16 protein-coding genes are annotated in these 20,413 nt (G+C 34.6%); 4 read left to right on the top strand and 12 right to left on the bottom strand.

Going from position 1 to position 20,413, the window contains the following annotated elements; all coding sequences use genetic code 11:
* Positions 1-27: 27 nt before the first annotated feature.
* From IE155_RS04240 to IE155_RS04225, 4 genes are all read right to left on the bottom strand, one after another.
* A complete protein-coding gene (locus IE155_RS04240; RefSeq protein ID WP_189376866.1) occupies positions 28-1,245 on the bottom strand; it encodes an alkaline phosphatase family protein in 1,218 nt (405 codons plus the stop codon).
* Positions 1,246-1,331: 86 nt separating this feature from the next.
* The gene (locus tag IE155_RS04235) at positions 1,332-1,889 is read right to left on the bottom strand and encodes a phosphoribosyltransferase (protein ID WP_189376865.1); all 558 of its coding nucleotides are present in this window, start codon (positions 1,887-1,889) and stop codon (positions 1,332-1,334) included.
* A 74-nt stretch (positions 1,890-1,963) separates the two neighbouring features.
* Entirely contained in the window at positions 1,964-2,911 is a 948-nt protein-coding gene (locus IE155_RS04230; protein WP_189376864.1) for a M28 family peptidase, read from the bottom strand.
* Positions 2,904-4,094 (bottom strand): tetratricopeptide repeat protein, encoded by a 1,191-nt coding sequence (locus tag IE155_RS04225; protein WP_189376863.1) that lies wholly within the window; start codon positions 4,092-4,094, stop codon positions 2,904-2,906. The genes IE155_RS04230 and IE155_RS04225 overlap by 8 nt, the downstream gene beginning before the upstream one ends.
* A gap of 470 nt (positions 4,095-4,564) precedes the next feature.
* Here IE155_RS04225 and IE155_RS04220 point away from each other — a divergent pair, with 470 nt between their 5' ends.
* The gene (locus IE155_RS04220) at positions 4,565-5,509 is read left to right on the top strand and encodes a LysR substrate-binding domain-containing protein (RefSeq protein WP_189376862.1); all 945 of its coding nucleotides are present in this window, start codon (positions 4,565-4,567) and stop codon (positions 5,507-5,509) included.
* Between the two features lie 63 nt (positions 5,510-5,572).
* Here the strand turns inward: IE155_RS04220 and IE155_RS04215 are convergent, their stop codons facing one another.
* From IE155_RS04215 to IE155_RS04190, 6 genes are all read right to left on the bottom strand, one after another.
* Positions 5,573-7,036, bottom strand: a complete 1,464-nt coding sequence (locus tag IE155_RS04215) for an NAD-dependent succinate-semialdehyde dehydrogenase (protein WP_189376861.1) — start codon at positions 7,034-7,036, stop codon at positions 5,573-5,575.
* An 83-nt stretch (positions 7,037-7,119) separates the two neighbouring features.
* A complete protein-coding gene (locus IE155_RS04210; protein ID WP_189376860.1) occupies positions 7,120-8,454 on the bottom strand; it encodes a spinster family MFS transporter in 1,335 nt (444 codons plus the stop codon).
* 28 nt (positions 8,455-8,482) lie between these two features.
* Positions 8,483-9,640 (bottom strand): iron-containing alcohol dehydrogenase, encoded by a 1,158-nt coding sequence (locus IE155_RS04205; protein ID WP_189376859.1) that lies wholly within the window; start codon positions 9,638-9,640, stop codon positions 8,483-8,485.
* A gap of 62 nt (positions 9,641-9,702) precedes the next feature.
* Positions 9,703-11,277: a TonB-dependent receptor gene (locus IE155_RS04200; RefSeq protein ID WP_189376858.1), complete on the bottom strand. Its 1,575-nt coding sequence runs from the start codon at positions 11,275-11,277 to the stop codon at positions 9,703-9,705.
* A complete protein-coding gene (locus IE155_RS04195) occupies positions 11,237-12,337 on the bottom strand; it encodes a TonB-dependent receptor plug domain-containing protein (protein WP_189376857.1) in 1,101 nt (366 codons plus the stop codon). The genes IE155_RS04200 and IE155_RS04195 overlap by 41 nt, the downstream gene beginning before the upstream one ends.
* A gap of 57 nt (positions 12,338-12,394) precedes the next feature.
* Positions 12,395-13,438: an alpha/beta hydrolase gene (locus IE155_RS04190; protein WP_189376856.1), complete on the bottom strand. Its 1,044-nt coding sequence runs from the start codon at positions 13,436-13,438 to the stop codon at positions 12,395-12,397.
* A gap of 333 nt (positions 13,439-13,771) precedes the next feature.
* Between IE155_RS04190 and IE155_RS04185 the strand changes: the two genes are divergently transcribed.
* Complete coding sequence (locus IE155_RS04185; protein WP_189376855.1) at positions 13,772-14,752, top strand: extracellular catalytic domain type 1 short-chain-length polyhydroxyalkanoate depolymerase; 981 nt, start codon at positions 13,772-13,774, stop codon at positions 14,750-14,752.
* Positions 14,753-14,865: 113 nt separating this feature from the next.
* On the opposite strand, the gene aroG is transcribed toward IE155_RS04185, so the two are convergent.
* The gene (gene aroG, locus IE155_RS04180) at positions 14,866-15,918 is read right to left on the bottom strand and encodes a 3-deoxy-7-phosphoheptulonate synthase AroG (protein WP_189376854.1); all 1,053 of its coding nucleotides are present in this window, start codon (positions 15,916-15,918) and stop codon (positions 14,866-14,868) included.
* Positions 15,919-16,105: 187 nt separating this feature from the next.
* Here aroG and add point away from each other — a divergent pair, with 187 nt between their 5' ends.
* Both add and deoD read left to right on the top strand, forming a co-directional pair.
* The gene (add, locus tag IE155_RS04175) at positions 16,106-17,104 is read left to right on the top strand and encodes an adenosine deaminase (RefSeq protein WP_189376853.1); all 999 of its coding nucleotides are present in this window, start codon (positions 16,106-16,108) and stop codon (positions 17,102-17,104) included.
* A gap of 210 nt (positions 17,105-17,314) precedes the next feature.
* Complete coding sequence (deoD, locus tag IE155_RS04170) at positions 17,315-18,019, top strand: purine-nucleoside phosphorylase (RefSeq protein WP_189376852.1); 705 nt, start codon at positions 17,315-17,317, stop codon at positions 18,017-18,019.
* A 112-nt stretch (positions 18,020-18,131) separates the two neighbouring features.
* Here deoD and IE155_RS04165 read toward each other — a convergent pair whose 3' ends face one another.
* Positions 18,132-20,357 carry a TonB-dependent receptor gene (locus IE155_RS04165; protein WP_189376851.1) on the bottom strand — a complete coding sequence of 742 codons (2,226 nt, stop codon included), beginning with the start codon at positions 20,355-20,357 and terminating at the stop codon, positions 18,132-18,134.
* Positions 20,358-20,413 lie beyond the last annotated feature (56 nt).

The following is a 20,413-nucleotide window of genomic DNA, read 5'->3' as shown; positions in this document are numbered from 1 at the left end:
TTAATAACAACGAAATAAATGAGGTTATTATTTTATTTTAAGTATTTTTTGATGAGCTTCAATTCGACTTTTCTCATTATCAGGAAGATTTAATGAAAATATTTTAGCTAATATTGGAAATACTTCCATATTACTCATAGGTTCTAATTGGATTTTCTTATTAAAATCAGGACCTGTAGCGATAAATATACCGTTTAGATCCGTACTATATTTAGTTTCAAAACCATGTGTTTCTACATGTACTTGATTAAAGTCACTAGTAAAAGTAGTTGGAGGAATTGCTGAAATTATGATATCTGGTACAAAACTACTATCTAATGTCACTTTCCAATTAGCTGGATATGTATTTGAATTAAACACTTCATATCTTTTAATTTTATTTTTTTCATTTGCTGATAATAATGATTGATAAGCTTGGTTTATTAATTGTTTATCATTATTTGTATTGTACATAAAAATTTGAGTGCCATTTTGAATAACTACAAACTCATTATTGACCCACTTAGGAATAATAGTTGACTCTAATAGCGCATTTTCTTTACCCGTTTTTACCATACCATGGTCTGAAACAATAATAATATTTACAGGTTCTATAATCGATGTTTGTATATCATCAACAAACGCCCCAATTTGCTGATCTAGTAGATGTATCGCTTTCTCTAATTTTGGGGATTGTCGACCATAATGATGCCCTACACTATCAATAGTAGAGAAATAACTCACAATCAATTTAGGTTTGTTTTCATCACGTATTTTTAACCAAGCAAGCATTTGTTCAAAGCGCTCTTCATTTGGCACTTTGCCATCATAATTTTTATAATACGTTGGAAGTATATTTTGATAACTTTTTTCAGATTCAGGCCAAAAGTAAATAGCTGTAGGTACACTATTTTGCTCGAGTAACGTCCAAATAGGTGGATATTTTAACCATTGATTTTTACTCTTACCTCTTCCATAAGAGTAAAAATCATCCGCTCCTTTATCATAAAACTTATTAAGTACAATACCGTGTTCAAATGGTGCTTTACCAGTAACTAACGTTAGATGATTAGGGAATGTTTTAGTTGGATACGAAGGAATTAAACCCTTTGTTGTTATTCCTTGGTTCGCTAAAGCAAGTAAATTCTTAGGTTTATATTGTTTCAAGTAATGCGCAGCAAAGCCGTCAATTGAAATTAAAATAGTGGTCGTTTGTGATTTACATTGAAAAGCGAATAAACAAAATATAAACACAAAATATTTCATTAATACTTCCTAAAACATAGTGTTGCTGAATTTAATTTCTCATTACCATCAATATTTACTTAACACTGATGGTAATGAGTTACAATTTACTTAAATAACTCAAGAATGTTGACAAGGTCGCCTTTTCCTTGTGCTATTTCTTCATGAGATAAGCCTGATATTTCATGAGGAAACACTAACCATTCATCAGATTCATGAATAAAATAATCAGGAACAATCTCTACCTTATTATTTTGAGGTTTGAACCAAGGACAAGCTATTCTGACATCATTTGGCATATTATTTCGTGACAGTTTTTTTAATCTTTTAATTAAAGCATCTATACTTCTACCCGAATCAAACACATCATCAACAATCAACAAGCTATCGCCAGCATTAGCATTCTCAATAATATAATGAAGACCATGAACTTTAATTTCTTTACTTTGCTTATTAATACCGTAATAAGAAGAGGTACGTACCGCTATATGATCAGTTTCTACTTTTTTAAAATCAAAGTATTCCTGTACAGCAATACCAATTGGTGCACCGCCACGCCAAATGCCTATAATGTAATCAGGGCGAAAGCCACTTTCATATACTTTAGCAGCAAGACGAAAAGAATCTTCTAATAATTCTTGTGCGGTTATAAATTTTTTTTGCATAGTAAGTCTGTATCCGAATTCAAAAGATTAAACAATTATACCCTGATTTTTTTAATTAGACATTAAACCTAATCTTACTTATATGAAAATCTATCTATATAAACAAGTTGCTTGTATATATTTTGAACATTTTTAACAAATAATGTGACATTAGCATTTTCAAAGTCATCATCAACGGTATGATAATTTTTATGCGTCCCCACGCCAAAATAAATATAAGGAATGGCATATTCATTAAACGCAGCATGATCACTGGCTTTTGACCATTTAACTCTATTATTAATGTGGCTTCCCTTTCCTCGTCTAAAGTTTGATACTACTCTTGGTTGTAGGGATCGTTGTAATAATGTTAAACCATCATTATTTATCGGGTTTAATAGTTTATCCAAGTTTCTATGAATAAAAAATAACTGCCGTTCGCTAGTACTACCAGCCAACATATCTAAATTGATATTTATAATAATGCGTTCTTTTAACAAACCAATATCGTTTAAAAAAGCTTTAGTGCCTAATAAGTTAAGTTCTTCTGCATCAGAAAACAAAAAAACAACATCATGCTTTAAAGGGTTTTTAACAATATGTTTAGCAATAGTTAATACGGCAGCGGTACCAGAAGCATTATCATCAGCACCATTAAAAATGCTATGGCCACTTTTCCCTAAATGATCATAATGAGCAGATACAACTATAATTTTTCCGGTATCTTCATAACCTTTTTTTATCGCTACTATATTAGTGCCAGTTATTGACTCTTTGGGAATTGAAAATTGATGTTGATAATGGGCTCTAAATGGAAGTATTTGGTGTTGTTGTAATTGTTCGATTAAGTATTGTTGAGCAAGCTGACTCCCCAAGGTTCCTGACTTTCTACCTTGGAATTTATCTGATGATAATACCTTAAAATCAGTCAATAAATATTGAGTATCAATTGTTTCTATAATGAAAGGTGTTGACTGTAATGATTTTTTATATGTACAGCTAGCAATAAAAAAACACATTAATATCAATAATGGTTTACTCATTTAGTTCTGTCGATCTAATCAAATTAAGTTTAGCAACATATTGCATATCAGTTGTGCTTGATTTGTTGAGCTTTATGGCTTTTTTCAAAGTGTCCTCTGCTAAAATATATTCATCCAACTGATAATATACTTTAGCTAAACCATAATAAAACTCGTGAATATTATTATTGATTTTAATCGCATTTTTAAAGTGAATTTTAGCCTGTTTTATTTGACCGTTATATAGAGCCTCGTCGCCTAGAAGCGCATGGTAATATGGATTTTTCAATCGTTTTTCATGTATTTGTTTTTCTAACATCCTAGCTTTATCAATTGCCCCTTGTTTTTCCAATAACATAGCTAAATTACTAACTGTTGTTAAATTATCAGGCGCTATTGTTAATGTATAATGGTAAACCTTTTCAGCAAGCGTATAATTATTAATCATTCGATACAATATAGCTAAATTGTTCCAACTAGATGCAAACTTTGGTGCAGCTAAAGTCGCTCTCTTAAAATAAGAATAAGCCTTAAGGTAGTCTTCATCAACCATCGCTTGTGCCCCCTTATTAGTATAAAACATCGCTAAAACAGTTGATTTATCAATATCTTCTTTAGGAAAAGAGCGTTTTAATATGGAAGGATCGAAGTCTATCTCCAAACCTCGACTTCTTTCCCAAAAAAACGCTACTCTATGATCAGAAGGTCGTTTAATTAATAAATTAACATGACCTGTTAACATACTATATTGACCATTCCTTACCCAATACTCTGGTATTTTAACCTCTTGAAAAACTACATTTAACCCAGCGGCTTCTGCCAAGGCATAAGACATAATTGTTAACGACATACAATTAGCCGTTTGAGAATGATACGTTTGTGTTGCCGTTAAATTAGCTGAATTTTGATAAGCAATATCTAAGTGTTCTCGAGAAAAAATATGCGTTAATAATTTTTTTGAACGTTGATAAGGATCATTTTCACCTAAAAGTTGTGTCTGCACCATTTCTTTCATTTCATCATCAAGACTAAATACATCGTCTTCAGATTCTATGTCGATTGAACTATAACCAGGAAAATAGTCATCTAAATACAATGTCTGAATGTTAGAAACATTTTTGACATTAAAAATTGGTGCAGATGCACAAGAGCTTAAAATTAAGCAAAGAAAAAATAAATGGCTAAACAACGTAGTTATTTTCATTATTTCCTCCAAAATCAACAATTGATTATATATTAAGCATATACCAGAACCATCGTAGATGCGTGATAAAGAGAAAAACTAATTGTATCCACTTATTTCGCTATGTTTAGCAAAAATTTAAGAGCCCCTTAATAAAATGAGGGAAACAATGATTTTAAAGGTTAAAACTACACGAGACATTTTTACAATCAGTTTACGAAAAATAGCTACACTTAGTCGGACAGTTACCTATTACTTAGAAAAAATATTTTGCCTCTACCTCTTATTAAAAAGCTTTTTATTGAAATTAAAATTAAAGAATTTTAATGAGTTATATTAAGTTGTTTCTGTGAACAGATATTTTTAACTATTAGTACCTTTTTGATTTATTAATGTTAATATATGTCATTATTTTGTAATCTATCTTTCATTTCATTAATTGATTAACGCCTATTTCAGATAGATTAAATTTATAACTGGTAGGTAATTTTATGCCCAATCGTTTACCACCTCTTAACACACTTAGAGTTTTTCTTGTTGCTTCACGCTTATTGAGTTTTACTAAAGCAGCGGAAGAATTATTTATCACACGCTCTGCGGTTAGTCGACAAATCAAAAATTTGGAAGAGCATTTTGGCTTTAAACTATTTGAACGTCATAAAGTCAGTTTAGAACTAACTCAAAAAGGCGTAACCTATGCAAACGCGATCTCAAATATCTTTGCAGATTTAAAAGTAGCAACGAATGCTTTACAGCATGATAGCAAAGAGCTAAAACTCAAGTTAGGTATTTCAGCCACACTCAATTCAACGTGGTTAATGAGTCGTCTTTGTAAATTAGAGAAACTTCACCCAGATCTAACACTTTCATTCTTCACTAATACATTTGATACAGGTAAAGACTCTGTTGACTTTTTAAGCGGAGAAATGGATGCAGCAATACGCTTAGGTACAGGTAATTGGCCTGATTGCCAAAGTGATAAACTACTCGATATTTATGTACAACCTGTTTGCTCTCCCTCTTTGGTGGAAAAAGCACATGATACCGGTAATATAAATGATTTAGCGAACTATAATTGGCTGCATTACAATCATTTATCTGATTTGTGGTCGCAGTGGCTGTCACATACTAGTGCTCCACAATTAAAAACGACAAAAAGAGATATAGTCTTGGATAATGTTGCAGTAGCAACCCAAGCTGCGGTTGACGGGTTAGGCATTATTCCAATGTACCGACCATTAGCAGATCCTTTAATAAAAGAAGGTAAACTTATAATCGCTCATGACTATATGATGTTAAAAAAAGAAGCATACTACTTTGTTTGTCCACAAAATTTTAACGATAATCAATCTATCATGTTATTTAGAGAGTGGATTGTTAAAGAGTCATATAACTCTCAGCTTCAATGGAATAATGAAAACTTACAAGAAAAATAAAACTCTTGTTATATAACTTTATAACAAGAGTCATAGTAAGGCATTTATTAATATTTTATTGAATTAGCTTTCAATTCCGCCCATGCACATATATTTAATTTCTATATAGTCTTCAATACCATATTTAGAACCTTCTCGGCCATTTCCTGATTCTTTTATCCCACCAAATGGTGCAACTTCTGTTGAAATAATACCCTCGTTAATTCCAACAATGCCATTTTCTAATCCTTCCGAAAATCGCCAAATTCTGGAGTAATTTTGAGTATACAAGTAAGAGGCTAAACCAGCCTCAGTTGAGTTTGCTAATTCTAAAGCTTGCTCTTCTGTGTCAAACGCAATAATAGGAGCAACAGGACCGAATATTTCTTCTTTAAACACACGCATGTCTGTTGTTACGTTTATTAAAATAGTTGGAGGGAAAAAACATTCTCCTAAATTTTTATCTGTTCCACCAATTAAGATCTTTGCACCTTTGGTGGTCGCTTCATTAACCATTTCATCAATATTTTTAACGGCAGTGGTATTGATTAATGGTCCTATGGAAACATCTTTATCAGCACCATTGCCTATCACTAACTTTTTAGTTTGTGCAACAAATTGTTCAGCAAATTCTTGATAAATACTACGATGAACTAGAAAGCGGTTTGCACATACACAAGTTTGTCCTGCATTGCGAAACTTAGAAGCAATGGCACCTTGAACTGCCTGCTCTATATCCGCATCTTCAAAAACGATAAAAGGCGCATTACCTCCTAATTCCATCGAAGTTTTTTTAACCGTATCTGCGCATTGCTTAATTAATAACTTCCCAACGTTAGTTGACCCAGTAAATGAAAGCTTTTTAACTATATTGTTAGTTGTTAATTCTTCGCCTATCTCTTTAGAACTAACACCTACAACAATTGATAATATCCCTTTGGGAACACCTGCTCGCTCGGCTAACACAGCTAATGCTAATGCACTTAACGGGGTAGCTTCTGCGGGTTTGACAATAACAGCACAACCAGCGGCTAAAGCGGGTGCAACTTTACGCGTTATCATAGCATTAGGAAAATTCCACGGAGTAATTGCAGCCACAACTCCAACAGCTTGTTTTATTGTTATCAAACGCTGCGAGGGATTGTTACTTGGAATTACATCGCCATATATTCGCTTTGCTTCTTCAGCAAACCATTCAATATAGGAAGCCCCATAAAGTATTTCCCCTTTTGCTTCTTCTAATGGTTTGCCTTGTTCAGCAGTTAGAATGTTTGCTAAATCATCCAAGTTTTCATTTATAAGCGCATACCAGCGCTTTAAAATAACTGAGCGTGCTTTTGCTGTTAACGATTGCCAATTTTGCATTGCATTTTTAGCACATGTAATAGCGTAACGTGTTTCATTTTTACCAGCACTTGATACCTGACAAATTTCAGAGCCATCGGCAGGGTTAGTTATCGTTATCTTTTCACCTGAGTCACCATCGACCCATTCTCCATTAATAAAAAGTTGATTTTTTAATAATGAAGGATCTTTTAAAGTAAGCATGTAATCTCCATTTGAATTTGAGAATTAAACGTGCGCTATAAATATATATGAAATTTATAGCGCAAGAAGTTAAACACGTTAAACTAATGTTTTTCTTCTAATGAATTCATTGTCTTACGATAATGAGGTAAACATTTTCCTAGACATAATGCCGAACCTGCCATTGCCAAACTAGTCACAAACAATAATGAATAGCCAACAAATTCAGGTGAACCAAAAACATAATCGGTAGATAAGGCAACCAGCGTAGGTCCAAGTCCAAGACCTATTAAATTAACAATAAATAAATAAAGTGCACTAAATTGTCCGCGCATTGAGCTAGGTACAACTTCTTGAATTGCAGCAGGTCCCAATCCCATCATAAAGTTAGCAAAGAATGTTGAAATAGCTAAAAATATTAAAACGAGAGTTAAATCCGAAAGAATTGGATATATAAGTGTTGGTATTATACCTATAATCAAAGACCACATAGCGACACGCAGTTTTGCATCCATTTGACCTTTTTTAAATAGTCTATCGGCAAAAGTTCCACCAACAATAACTCCACCAGCACCACAAAACAGTACAATCAAACCAAAGGCTAAGCCTACTTCCCCACCTGTCATTTCGTGAACACGAATAAGATAACTCGGCGCCCAAGCTAACGTGCCATAACCTGCTACAGAGGCAAGCGCAGCACCAAAATTGTGGAACATAATTGTTTTTTTATTATTCTTGAAGTAGTTAACTACTTCGGATACTGGTACGGCTTTAGTTTGAACTACCGAACGCTTAGGTTCTTTTAAAGTGAATAAAAGCGGCACTAATAAAATTCCAGGAAGACCAACTGCAATAAATACGGCTTGCCAAGGATAAACTTCCCCCACAATTGGTAAGTTAATAGTTGAAAATTCGGCTGCCCATTCGATAACCATGCCGCCGACAATAAGAGCCATACCACCACCAAGATAAATTCCCATGGTATAAACACCTATAGCCTTAGCTAAATGTTTCTTTTCAACACTATCAGCTATTAATGAGTATGCCGCCGGTGAAAGACCTGCTTCGCCAACACCTACACCCATTCGAGCGAAAAATAAGTGCCAATAATTTTTTGCTAAGCCACACGCTATGGTCATAAAACTCCAAATAAAAATAGAACCAGCGATTAACCCTCTTCTACTATTACTATCGGCTAATCTACCTAATGGTAACCCCATAATGGTATAAAATAACGCGAAAGAAAGGCCTTGTAGCAAACTCATTTCTGTATCTGTAATATCAAGATCCCTTTTCATAGGTTCGACTAATAAGCTTATGATTTGCCTGTCTATAAAAGAAAAGGTATAAGCAAGTAATAAGATGGTAATTAGATAAATCGCATAAAGGTTTTTCTTATTAAAACCTGTTGAATTGTGTTTTACTGTATTGTCAAACATGTTGTTCTCTCTTAATTCACAGGCTCTATTAATAGGCAGTTTGATAGATGGTTAGAATGTCTAATTCACTCATGGGTTTTGGATTATTAACCAATAAACGCTCTTGTTTTATCGCATCTTTTGCTAATATTTCTAAACGACTTTTATCAATGCCAACATCTTTTAACGTTTTCGGTAAGCCTATATCATCAATCAAATATTCTAAGTATTGAACAAACGCTTCTGCTTTTTCTTCATCAGTGCCGAGTAATGTGCATTTTTCAGGAATAATAATCTCTGCTAATTGTGAATAAAGCTTTGCAGCATTCGGAATATTAAACCTTAGAACATGAGGTAAAACTAACGAATTACTCAGACCGTGAGGAATGTGGTAATGCCCCCCAAGTGGGTATGCAAGCGCATGAACAGCAGCAACAGGCGCATTGGCAAAAGCCTGTCCCGCTAGAGTAGCTCCTAGCATCATATTACTGCGCGCTTCTATATCATCACCATGATGTACAGCTTTTTGAATGTTTTGTGACATTAACTTTAACGCTTGAATAGCCAGCATATCAGAGTAAATGTTTTTCTTAATGAGGCTTGTATAAGCTTCAATAGCATGTACCATTGCATCTATACCTGTTGCAGCGGTAATATGAGCAGGTAGTTTTTGTGTTAATGTTGCATCTAATAAAGCAATATCAGGTAATAACACACTAGAAACAATCCCCATTTTCATTGCTTCTCCTGTCGTTACTATTGATATAGGGGTAACTTCAGACCCTGTACCTGCTGTCGTTGGTATTTGAATCAAAGGTAGTCGTGAATTAGCAAGCTTTTCAACACCAAAGGCATCATGAATAGTTTGGCTGGAAAAAGTCAAAGCGGCTATTAATTTAGCTGTATCAAGGGAACTTCCCCCGCCTAAGCCAACAACCCCATCAATTTCATTCTTTTTTGCAAATGTTAATGCATTCTCAATAACCGAAATTGGAGGATCAACTTCTACTTCACTAAAAATAACATAATTTATTTCAAATTTTTGAAAGCTTGCTATCATTTTTTGATGTAGCTTTAATTTGATAATGCCTGGATCTGTGACCAACATCACTTTTTTAATATTAAGATCTTTACAGTAATAACCTAAATCTGAAGTAGAATCAGAGGCATTAATAATAGTTTTGGTAGTACTAAAAATAAAGGACATAGTTAATTCTTATAGTTAAAGAGGGGGAGCCCCCCTCTTAATTTTATTGATACAAACTTAGTTTAAAATGCAACTTTGACTTTAGCGTAAAGAACACGCCCTAAAGGATTATGTTGTTTAGGATCATAACTTAAGCTACCTGCTGCAATGTATGTGCGTGGCGGCATTTCATCGAGTAAATTTTTAATACCGAGGGTTAAAACAGCTTCAGCTTCTTCTGTTAAACCAAAGTTAGCTGAATACTGAGTGTCTACAGTAGTAAAAGAGTCTACATGTGAACTTTCATTAGGGATAGCAGAAACATCAACACCTGTTTCATAACTAGAGACATAATTAATATTTAAAGAGGCCCTTTGACTTTCTCCAACCCAATTTAAATTAAATGAACCTTTTGTCTCTGGCATTGAGCGAGCAAAGTTATCTACATTAAATGAGCCTGCAGCTTCTACTACTTCACCGTTATCTTTAGTTAATTCATACGAAATAAAATGTGAAGCATTAAACGATAGGTTAAATTGATCTGATAGTTTCCATGTTGATTCAAAATCAATACCTTCAACATTTACAGATGATGAATTAAAATAATTAACTTTCACTGAAGATAAAAAACCAGCATCTGAACGAATAATGTCAACACCATTTGGATCATCGATAAGCTTACCCTGAGCATTTTCAACAGTGATTAAGTCAGTATAATCAACACGCCAGTAATCAATTTTAAAATCTAAATCCTCTGTTGGATTATAAATAAATCCTATATTGTAGTTTTTAGACTCTTCTGGTTTAAGATCTTCATTACCTGTTGCAATAACGCCAACAAACGCAGGAGACTTTGGTGTTCCATCTAATTCATAATCGGTAATACTCGTTATAACAGCAGAAGAAGCATGTTGTTGAGATAATGACGCTTCTCTAAAAGCCGTACTTGCTGAGGCTCTCATAATAAATTGATCTGAAATTTGCCAGCGAACTGCTAATTTGGGATCTATACTTGAGTCGTTTTCTAATTTTTCATAACGTAAAGCTGCTTTTAATTCAATATCTTCAGAAACAGGAATGATACTTTCAGCAAACATCGCAAAAGATGTTTTATCAACATCAACTTCTGACAAACCTTGCAAAAAGATTAAATCAACAGGAATTGGATCTCCCGCTTCATCAAACTTAATTTCGAAAACATCGTCAGTTTCTACTTTAAAACTTTCTTTTCTAACCTGTATACCAGTTGCAAACCCGACTGTTCCTGCCGGTAATTCATATAATTCTCCGTCTACTACCGCATCTAAAACTAACAAATCAGTCGTTTTTTCAGATCTTGTCATATGAGTAAAATCATCAATAACAGATTGACTCAAATTGGAACGGTCGAAAGGACTAAAAAGTTCATCATTATTTGGGCCGCCAACACCTCCTAAAGCAGCTAACAACCTTGACTTCAATTGATCCTGTTGATACTGAGTATAATTATTTTTACTATAGGTAAGTGCTGTATCCCATCCCCAACCATTATCGAATGTTCCAACTAAATTAAATGATGTTCTAAAAGTATCATTTTCTCTCGGTGATAATGCAGGTTCATAAGATGCACCTAATGGTCTACCTAACCAAACAACACCAACACCAAAGGGATTTCCCAATATAAGGAAAAGTTAAATCAGGGTAACTAGGGGATTGGGGATTGTCTTTTACTTCGTTAGAGCTCCAACTAATATCAACAAGTAATTCATTACCATTATCAAAGTAATGATTTACATTTGAATATAATTGCGCACGAGTTTCCGTATTTACAAGGTTATAAAGTGGCCCAAAATTAAAACCACAACTTGCACCATTAGCTTCAGGAATTAACATTCCTAAACTATCATCTAAGCATCGCGGATCAGGTACTTTCTCGAAGGGTGCATATGTACCAGCATATAAACCATCAACAACTTCTATAGGCGTTGTATTAAGAAGCAAAAATGAGTTACCTAAACCACTATATGCAATATCTCCTAACTCTGGACGATCGGCTATTGTTAAAGGTGTTCTATCTAAATAATGACCCGAAATGTTAACAAAAGTGTTCTCGAACTCTGCACCCCATAAAAAGCCTATATCCGTGTCCTTTTGGCTACTATTAGCTGCTTTGCTGATACTCGCGTTAAATTCTAAGCCTTCAAAATCTTTACGTAAGATAAAATTAACAACACCCGCGATAGCATCTGAACCATAGGTAGATGCTGCACCTTCTTTCAATACCTCTACTTGCTCGATGGCATCAATAGGAATGTGACTGGTATCAACAAATACACTGCCGTCATTCGTTAAAGCACCTGAAATAGTTTGCCGTCTACCATTTATTAATACAAGTGTTGAACTTAAGCCTAATCCGCGTAAATTTACATTGCCCGTACCCTGTGTTGCAGCTTGAGAAAAAGAATCAGCTTGGTTTTCAGCTCCAGAACTAATCGCTAATTTACCGATTAGTTCTGATATTGTAGTGGCACCTGTAGATTGAATATAGTTATGATCTAATACTTGAACAGGTTCAGCCGCATCGGCTGCAACTCTTTTAATATAAGATCCTGTTACTTGAATTTGTTCTACTTTTTCTTCTTTAATATTTGCTTCTTCAGCGTGTGTAACCGTGCTTAAAGCTATTGAAATAGAAATCGCAAGTAGTTTACGTGTTGTTGAAAATGGAATTGCTTTCATTTTATTCCCCGATTGTATAGTTATAATTATATTTTATTTACTTTAGTTTTTAATTCTTTATTTTAGGTTCATCACCCCCTTTAAAATCATCGCACATTCAAATACCGCATCTTTAGCTTGTTGAAGTACGCCAAAATTGATAAAGCCATGAAACATATCGCTGTAACAAGAATGTTTAACCACCACACCATTTGCTTTAAGTCTATTCACGTACATTTGACCTTCATCACAAAGAGGATCATAACCACACGTTAAAACAAATGCTGGCGGCAAATCAGTAAAATCCTTAAAATTCAGTACATTGAACCTAGGGTCGTTTTCTTGTTCTTTGCTAATATAAGAGTGGTGAAACCATTTAAGTAATTCTTTAGTCAATAGTAAGTTTTCAGAAAATAGTTCTCGACTTTTTGTATTGTCGTTACCAATAATTGATGGGTAAATAAGAAGCTGAAAGAAAGGTTTAAAGTCAGCTCTTGATTTATTCAGATGACAATAAACTGTTGCTAAATTTGCTCCAGCACTATCCCCTCCAACTGCAATGCGTTTCGGATCTATTAAAAGAGATTGGTTATTTTTAGCGATCCAATCAGTCGTTTCTTGAGTGTCATCAACAGCACCAGGAAACATAGTCTCAGGAGCTAATCGATAGGCAATAGAAATGATAGAAATTTGTGATTGACTACATAGTTGGGCAAGCATTTTATCGTAGCTTTCAATATCACCTAATACAAAACCACCGCCATGGAAATAAATTAAAGCAGGAATAATGTCGTTATCTTTATTTGAAGGCCGATATACTCGGGCACAAATCGATCTATTTTGACAAGGAATGGTAATATCACGGCTGCTAACGTCATGAGTAATATTATGCCCATAAGGTTTTTTTCTATTTTTTCTAACCGTTTCTAAATCTAATTCATATGCTGGTGGTAACGAATGTATATAATTAAGAACCTCTGTTGCTTTTTCATCAAGACCTGAAATAGAGGTAGACGCTTGATTTAATACTTTCGCATTAGTTTTAATTTGACCATTGTTAAAAAACGTATCTATTTGCTTTTTCAGATCATTGTTTACAGTTATTACGGTTTGTTCATCCATTACTAAAAGTCATTATTATAATTAGAATGGATAATTTTTAACGTTTTACAATTAAGTGCTCAAGTAACTTATAAACAACAAGCTGTTCAGTTTAAATCAACATAACGAAAGCACCTGTAAACAATAGACTTTAGAGGTATTTGTAAAAAACAACTTTACAATTAAATATCTTAAATAGTTTGTTTAATGAATCATTATGATTAATTCCCCTCCTTCTAATTAAAATCATAATGCTGTTGATAAAAATTCAACACGTCAAGCTAAATAAATCACTTGATTGTTATGAGAGAACACCTTAAAAGATTAAACAAATTACTAGAAACGAGTTTATAAATGAAAACATCAAATAAAAGTTTTACTGTAAAATCATATCTAGCCCTTTTATTTATTTCATCATTTGTTGTCAGCTTTCAATCATTTTCTGGCAACTGGACGACTGAGAATAATCTTTCAGGAATGGATACGGTACATATATATCTTCCTTCGACACCCCCTAAGATTAACAATAAAAGAGCGTTAATGATAAACCTACACGGTTGCCTTATGAGTAATACTGATATGAAAAAACATGCTGGGTGGGTAGACACTGCTGATTTATTTGGCATGGTTGTTGCGATTCCTGACGTTCCCGGTAAGGGCGCATTTTCAATGGCTTGTTGGGATTATTATGGTAAAGAACATACTCGTAAAAATAAGCATAATGATGAAATAATCAAGCTGGCCTTGGAATTAACTAGCCGTGCAAATCTGAATATAGATCCTAAGCAAGTTTATATCACAGGTTTTTCATCAGGCGGCGGACAGGCAAATGTTATCGCTTGTTTAGCACCTGATATATTTTCTGGTGTGGGTTCATTAGCAGGACCTGGTCTCGGCACTACAGCATCTGAATTCAAAAAAGTGCCTTCAAATTACTCTGCTGATAATCAAGCCGCACTTTGTAAAAAAATGGCGGGCACTAAAGCAATTAATTTAAATTCTCAAATATATTCTACGATCCATGGAGCAGCAGATCCTATTGTAAGCAGTGATTTTAATGAATATGCTGCCAATATAATGGCAAATGTTTATAATTCTCTTAATGTAAGTAAAGTTAAAACGATTGATACTGATGGAGTATTAAGCATATATTCTGATGAGCAGGGGCCACGTATTTCGAAAATTACAATCAATAATATGGAGCATAAATGGGCTTCAAATGGTGCTAATTTAGGGTATTTTACCAATACAAAAGTAGATTATCCTAAATATATAACGCAGTGGTTTTTTGATAATAACCGTAGAATTAATATGATCGGTAAGAAAAATAACTAAAGTTTCTTAAGGTGCAGAATCAACTGTTATCTATAAGTAAATAAATATGACACACAATTCAGTGAAACATGTCACTGGATTGTGTGTCAATCCATGAACAACACGAAGTATGATTATCCTCGTCTTTTAGCTACTGCTTCGTTTAACTGCGCTAATAACTTTTCTGTGTCAGGCCAACCAATACAAGCGTCGGTCACACTTTGTCCATAGGTTAACGGTTGTCCTTCAACCAAATCTTGTCGCCCTTCAACTAAATGACTTTCAACCATAACACCGGAAATATTGTTATCTCCTCCTGCTATTTGTTGACAAACATCTGTACAAACTAACATTTGATTTTCAAATTTCTTGTTAGAGTTTGCATGACTAAAGTCAATCATAATTTTTGTATTTAATTTGGACTTGGCCAACTGTTCGGTAACAGTTTTCACACTAGCCGCATCAAAATTTGTGGTTTTTCCACCACGTAAAATAATATGACAATCTTTATTACCTGTCGTTTGTACAATAGCAGAATGTCCAAATTTAGTGACCGATAAAAAATGATGTGAAGCACTAGCAGCACCAATAGCATCAATAGCGACTTTAATCGTTCCGTCTGTGCCATTTTTAAAACCAACTGGACAAGAAAGTCCTGATGCGAGTTCACGATGCACTTGGCTTTCGGTCGTACGCGCACCAATAGCCCCCCAACACATGAAATCTGCCATATATTGGGGAGTAATCATATCTAAAAATTCACCTGCGGTAGGTAATCCCAGTGAGTTTAAATTAAGAAGTAGCTCTCGACCAATACGTAAGCCATCATTTAACTGAAAACTATTATCCATATAAGGGTCATTAATAAGTCCTTTCCAACCTACCGTTGTACGTGGTTTTTCAAAGTAAACACGCATCACTATTTCAAGGTTGTCTTTATACTTGTCGCGTAAAATATTCAATTTTTTGCCATATTCGAGCGCTGCTTTTGGATCATGTATTGAGCAAGGGCCAATAATGACAAGAAGACGGTCATCTTTGTTATTTAAAATATTACTAATTGCGGTTCTACCCGAAAAAACCGTTTTCGACGCCGTTTCAGTTGCAGGAAATCGCTCTAGCAATGCAACTGGTGGTAATAATTCTTTAATTTTTTCAATACGAACGTCGTCAGTTTGATAGAACATAGTCATTTCTCTTTATACTTCTTTAATATTAATTTACGTCTAGACACCTAGATGAATAATCCCGCTGCTAATTTATCAGTGTTAAAACACTAATACCAATATAAAATACTAAAATATGCGTATAATTAACGGGAATAATTAAAATATCGTTAACCTATTATTTAAATAATTCAAAAGAGGAACAATAATGAGTCAATCCGCGACACTGCCACTAATAGATTTACATCGTCATTTAGACGGAAACATTCGTCCTCTTTCAATTTGGGAGCTTGCCCAAGAAAATAATATCCAACTTCCTGTAAGCCAATTTCAACAGTTTATACCGCTAGTGCAGATACAAAATAGCGAAGCAAACTTAATCGATTTTCTAAAAAAGCTAGATTGGGGTGTCAACGTTTTATCAAGTTTAGATAACTGTAAACGTATTGCATTTGAAAATGTTGAAGATGTATTTAATGCAGGAATTAATTATGCAGAACTACGTTTTTCACCTTTTTATATGGCTCAAGCCCATAATTTGCCCATTAGTGATGTAGTTGCTGCCGTTATTGATGGCATTAAACAAGGCGTTGCTAAATATCCTGTAAAAATTAACTTAATTGGTATTTTGAGCCGTACTTTTGGTGTGGAAAATTGTCAAATAGAGTTGAATGCCCTACTCGATCATAAACAGCATTTAGTGGCTGTAGATCTTGCTGGCGATGAATATAACTTTCCTGGGAATTTATTCGTTGATCATTTTAAACAAGTAGACAATGCTGGTTTACAAGTAACAGTTCATGCAGGAGAAGCTGCGGGCAGTAGTAGTATTTGGCAAGCCATAAACGAGTTAAAAGCCACCCGTATTGGCCATGGTGTCGCTTGTGTCAGTGATCAAAATTTAATGGATTATATGGCAACTAATCAAATAGCTATTGAGTCTTGCTTAACCTCTAATTTTCAAACAGGCACTATTGCTAATTTAGCTGAACACCCTATTCAAACATTTTTAGCTAACGATATACTTGTTTGCTTAAATACCGATGACCCTGCAGTTGAAAATACCGAACTACAAGCCGAATTCGATATAGCCAGAGATATAGTGAAACTTAGTGAGCCACAAATTCAACAATTAAAATTAAATGCATTGGCTGCGAGTTTTTTATCAACCAATGAAAAAAAGGCATTACTAGAAAGTGTAAAGTAAAACCTTTACCCCTTAAGTGAAAATAAGCTTAAAACTGGATCATCTACTACATTTTCAGTTAAAATGAATGTACTTAACAGGCTTAAACTACAAAGCATTAGGTAAATTAAATAACTTCAGTAAAACACCCTTGATAGCAGAACAACCAACTTAATCTGGCTAGAAACTTACTGAGAAATAAAAATATAAGTAATTATAAGGTTATCTCTCATGGCAACACCCCATATAGAAGCACAAGCAAACGAATTCGCAAAAACTGTCCTTATGCCTGGCGATCCACTTCGCGCTAAGTTTATTGCAGAAAACTTTTTAGACGATGCTAAATGTATAACTCGTGTACGGAATATGTTTGGTTATACCGGTACATATAAAGGTAAACCTATCTCAGTAATGGGCTCTGGCATGGGCATTCCTTCTATTTCTATTTATGCGACTGAATTATATAAAGACTACGGTGTTGAGAATATCATTCGTATTGGCTCATGTGGTGCGGTACGCGACGATGTTAAAATAAGAGACGTTATAATTGGAATGGCAGCAAGTACCGACTCCAATGTAAATAGACAACGCTTTAATAATTGTGATTTTGCCGCATGTGCTGATTTTAGTTTATTAAAACAAGTGGTGGATACAGCAGAGCGTTTAAATAAACCTGTTCATGTGGGCAATGTTTTTACCGCTGATTTATTTTATACGCCACAGCCTGAAATGTTTAAGAAAATGGAACAACACGGTATTTTAGCAGTAGAAATGGAAGCCGCAGGTTTATATGGTGTCGCTGCTGAGCTCGGTAAAAAAGCATTGGCTGTGTTTACAGTGAGTGATCATATAAAAACGGGTGAGCAAACTACTGCTGATGAACGCGAAAACACCTTTAAAGACATGATGGAATTAACATTAGAAAGTATTTTATAACAGTAGAATAAAAAGAAAAGCTTCGCTAAATAATAAAAGCCGCTGAATCTATATAGTATAAAGATTCAGCGGCTTTTTAATGCTTTATAACTAGCTTTAGCAGGCTGAACGACTAAAACTCAAAATGAGCTTCTACGCCCCAATAACTTGGTTCATTAACAAAAGCAGCTAAGTTTAAAAAGTCGATCGCGCCATCTACTACTATTTCATTAGTCACGTTACGACCAACAACAGCTAATGAGAAACCACCATCATTTTGATATTCTAAACGTACTCCACCAATCCAGCGTGCTTCTGCAACAAATTCGGTTGATTCATATAAAAATATATTTGAATCACTACGGTAGTTCCAATCTGTCTGTAACTTAACTAAACCTGTTTCAACGGGGAACTCATAATTAACATTAATATTGGCTAACCATTCAGGCGCTCTTGGTAACGGGTTACCATTAATGTAAACAGTAGTTACATCGCCAAATGGTCCTGGCACTGTATTAGCAATAGGATCTGACACTGTACAAATAGGTGTCGCTGAACAACGTTCTGTTTTTAAGTTTTTATCTTGAATTTCAGTTTTGTTATAACTTAAATTAGCATTAACTCTTAAATTATCTGTGATAATAGCTTCTAAAGAAGTTTCTATACCAGCACCGTAAGTGTTATCAGCGTTAAGAAGTGAATTAGTATTGGCTTCACCACCTGTTGCCGTTAACTGATGATCTTTAATATCATAAGTGTAAGCGGTGATATTCCAGCGCGCATTGCCATCAAGTAAATCACTTTTCAAACCAATTTCGTATGATGTAAGTGTTTCAGTGTCAGCTTCGCTAGGAAAACCAAAGCGCCCAATGGTCACAGGACCTCTAGATGCATTACCTACACGCGCAAACCCAGTCCATTGTTCATTAAAAATATAACGAGCTGATAAATCCCAATTAACATAGCTGTCGTCTTTATCTATTTCGAATAAAATTGAATCAGTCCCGCCAGCGCGTATATCTAACTCTTTATCATCTTGGGTATAGCGAAGACCTGCGGTAATAGCCAATTGCTTCGATGTTTTATATTCAATTTGACCAAAAATAGCACTTGAAGTTGTTACTTGATCAATTTGGTAGAAGTTTGTTGTTGCACCTTCAACATCTAAATCTTTATTATCAACGGTGTAATCTTCTTTAAAGAAGTACAAGCCGGTTTGATAGAATAAGTTATCTGCCTCACCAGAAATACGTAGCTCTTGAGTAAACTGATAATGATCTGAAAGCCCGTCACCTGATGCAACATTAAACCAAAGTTGTTTTCCTAATTGATTTGGCACACCTGAAAAATCTGTATTTGCACCGTCAATATCAGCAAAACTCCAACTTTCAACTTCGTCGTAACCTGTAACAGAGGTAAAAGTTATGTCATCAAAATCATGCTCAAATTTAAAGCTTGCGCCTGTATGTTCCATATTGAAACCACCAGGACTATCATGATAAATAACCGTTTCATCAAACTCAGGGCGAACACCTTCTGAGCCAAGAGCAAGTGCATTACCATAAAATATTTGTGGCATATCGCCGTCTTGTTCAAAGCCGTGAAGTTTGAATAAAGCTCTTGTACCACTGTCATTATCAAACAAAAACTGTATACGGTAAGCTAACTCTTCGTAACCACCTACTTTTTCTTCACGAACAGGATTACTTACCCAAGCATCACGTTCTTGGTGTTTTACTGATACCCGAGCAGCAATGGTATCGGTTAATGCTGCATTAATAGCACCTTCAGCAAATAATGTACCGCGATTACCAAAACCAAAACGGGTATATCCTTCATTGTTAAAATCAGGTGCCACTGAATCAACTTTTACAATACCTGCGGGAGTGTTACGACCAAAAAGCGTGCCTTGTGGACCATTAAGCACTTCAACACGTTCCACATCAAAAAGCGGAATACCCTTTAATACAGAGTTTTCCAGCGCAATATCATCTAATACTAAAGAAACTGGTTGGTTTGCATTAACATCGAAATCAGTATTACCTAAACCACGAATATAAAAGCGTGGCGATTGACGTCCATTTGAAGACTCTATTTGTAAACTAGGTACACGACCAGCTAAAGCACGAATGTTTTCACCTGCACCTAGGTAATCTTTAATGTTATTACTCGATATTGCAGTTACTGTAGCAGGCACTTCTTTAACGGTTTGTATACGTTTTTGAGCCGTAACCGTAATAGTTTCTAAACCTTTTTCTTCTTTTTCAACAGATTCTTCAGCATAGGCAAATGTACTTATGCTTGTGAATAATGCTGTTTGCACGCCAAGTGCTAACAAACTTTTGCCAAACAATTTCATTAGTGTTCTCCCGAGACTAATTATTTTTAATAAACCGATACAGTGATAATTATTTA

Source organism: Thalassotalea profundi (assembly GCF_014653195.1).
Taxonomy (GTDB): domain Bacteria; phylum Pseudomonadota; class Gammaproteobacteria; order Enterobacterales; family Alteromonadaceae; genus Thalassotalea_B; species Thalassotalea_B profundi.
Note: the sequence above shows the minus strand (reverse complement) of the source record. Positions and strands in the feature narration are given on the sequence as shown.

What these genes read in the sequence shown, in the direction of transcription:
- IE155_RS04210 (WP_189376860.1), bottom strand. Translation starts at nt 8,454, where the DNA reads ATGTTTGACAATACAGTAAAACACAATTCAACAGGTTTTAATAAGAAA.
- IE155_RS04220 (WP_189376862.1), top strand. Translation starts at nt 4,565, where the DNA reads ATGCCCAATCGTTTACCACCTCTTAACACACTTAGAGTTTTTCTTGTT.
- IE155_RS04230 (WP_189376864.1), bottom strand. Translation starts at nt 2,911, where the DNA reads ATGAGTAAACCATTATTGATATTAATGTGTTTTTTTATTGCTAGCTGT.
- IE155_RS04190 (WP_189376856.1), bottom strand. Translation starts at nt 13,438, where the DNA reads ATGGATGAACAAACCGTAATAACTGTAAACAATGATCTGAAAAAGCAA.
- IE155_RS04240 (WP_189376866.1), bottom strand. Translation starts at nt 1,245, where the DNA reads ATGAAATATTTTGTGTTTATATTTTGTTTATTCGCTTTTCAATGTAAA.
- IE155_RS04235 (WP_189376865.1), bottom strand. Translation starts at nt 1,889, where the DNA reads ATGCAAAAAAAATTTATAACCGCACAAGAATTATTAGAAGATTCTTTT.
- IE155_RS04215 (WP_189376861.1), bottom strand. Translation starts at nt 7,036, where the DNA reads ATGCTTACTTTAAAAGATCCTTCATTATTAAAAAATCAACTTTTTATT.
- aroG (WP_189376854.1), bottom strand. Translation starts at nt 15,918, where the DNA reads ATGTTCTATCAAACTGACGACGTTCGTATTGAAAAAATTAAAGAATTA.
- IE155_RS04205 (WP_189376859.1), bottom strand. Translation starts at nt 9,640, where the DNA reads ATGTCCTTTATTTTTAGTACTACCAAAACTATTATTAATGCCTCTGAT.
- deoD (WP_189376852.1), top strand. Translation starts at nt 17,315, where the DNA reads ATGGCAACACCCCATATAGAAGCACAAGCAAACGAATTCGCAAAAACT.
- IE155_RS04165 (WP_189376851.1), bottom strand. Translation starts at nt 20,357, where the DNA reads ATGAAATTGTTTGGCAAAAGTTTGTTAGCACTTGGCGTGCAAACAGCA.
- add (WP_189376853.1), top strand. Translation starts at nt 16,106, where the DNA reads ATGAGTCAATCCGCGACACTGCCACTAATAGATTTACATCGTCATTTA.
- IE155_RS04195 (WP_189376857.1), bottom strand. Translation starts at nt 12,337, where the DNA reads ATGAAAGCAATTCCATTTTCAACAACACGTAAACTACTTGCGATTTCT.
- IE155_RS04185 (WP_189376855.1), top strand. Translation starts at nt 13,772, where the DNA reads ATGAAAACATCAAATAAAAGTTTTACTGTAAAATCATATCTAGCCCTT.
- IE155_RS04225 (WP_189376863.1), bottom strand. Translation starts at nt 4,094, where the DNA reads ATGAAAATAACTACGTTGTTTAGCCATTTATTTTTTCTTTGCTTAATT.